The sequence below is a fragment of the Roseisolibacter sp. H3M3-2 genome, from assembly GCF_029211165.1.
In the GTDB taxonomy this organism is placed as follows: Bacteria; Gemmatimonadota; Gemmatimonadetes; order Gemmatimonadales; family Gemmatimonadaceae; genus Roseisolibacter.
On record NZ_JARGEK010000795.1, the window covers coordinates 1 to 562 of the forward strand.

General features: G+C 82.9%; 1 protein-coding gene. It reads left to right on the plus strand.

Features of this window, described 5'->3' with window-relative positions:
• Positions 1-562: hypothetical protein (locus PYV61_RS26450; RefSeq protein WP_275836878.1), on the plus strand; the 562-nt coding region annotated here is incomplete at both ends.

Here is a 562-nt window from a genome sequence, read left to right on the forward strand (position 1 = left end):
CGCCGATCCCCGAGGACCCGCCCGACGCGGTGGCCGCCGCCGTGCGCGCCGCCGGCTGCGATGCCGTACGGCCGCTCGCCGAGGGCGGCCCGGAGCGCGCCGTGGTCGTGCTCCGCCGCGGCGCGCCGGTGGCGTGGGCGGGACCGCTGCGCGTGCGCCCCGACTCGCTTCCGACCGCCGGCGGGGTGCAGGCGACGCCGCTGTGGGTGGTGCTGCACGCGCACGCCGCCGAGGGGCGCGACCGCGCGATCGCGACCATCCTCGTCCACGCCGCGCAGCCGGCCGACTCGCTCGCCGACCCGCTCGACCGGAAGGTGGCGCGCGCCCTCGGCGTCCGCGCCTTCGAGTTCGCGCCCGAGGCCGAGGTGGCGGCCGTCGCCGCCGCCCGGGTCGAGGCGGGGCTGGCGCCGCTCGCGGGCGACTCCGCCTGGCACCCGGTCGGCGGCGCCGGCTCCGGGGTGCGCGCGCGGGTCCTCCTCCCGTCGGAAGCCGAGGCGCGGCTGCGCGCGGTGGAGGAGGCGCGGCGGCGCGGCGCGGCGGCGCTGCTGGCGCGCGCGCTGCA